Origin of the sequence: Salmonella sp. SAL4457, from assembly GCF_046548235.1 — a bacterium.
GTDB lineage: Bacteria > Pseudomonadota > Gammaproteobacteria > Enterobacterales > Enterobacteriaceae > Salmonella > Salmonella enterica.
This window is the reverse complement of the sequence record NZ_JBGDZO010000361.1, coordinates 1-278: the sequence shown is the minus strand read 5'-3', so window position 1 is coordinate 278 and position 278 is coordinate 1. Positions and strand designations below refer to the sequence as shown.

At 48.9% G+C, this 278-nt stretch carries 1 protein-coding gene; it reads right to left on the bottom strand.

Annotated elements, in window-relative coordinates; all coding sequences use genetic code 11:
* On the bottom strand, positions 1–278 hold a 278-nt coding region (locus tag ACLJNW_RS24645), incomplete at both ends, for a hypothetical protein (protein ID WP_410961280.1).

The window sequence follows — 278 nt, the reverse complement described above, 5'->3', positions numbered from 1 at the left end:
GAAGCAAAATGGGCAAGAGCAGAAACAATAGCGAACATCTCAAAGAAGAGAATGTCAGGGTGGTCCGATTGGGACATATCGCTCGGGCACTCATATACGAACGCAGACTGATGAAAAATGAATGACATACCACCACGGAGGGCTGCATCAGTCCAGACGTTGATGTCTGCTTCTTCGGGATCCCATCTCCCCTGGTCCACGAAACGAACACCAATGGCTTTGGGAAGAATTGCTTTGAACCAAGAAAGGTCGCTGGTGACTTGCCGATTGATGTAGAC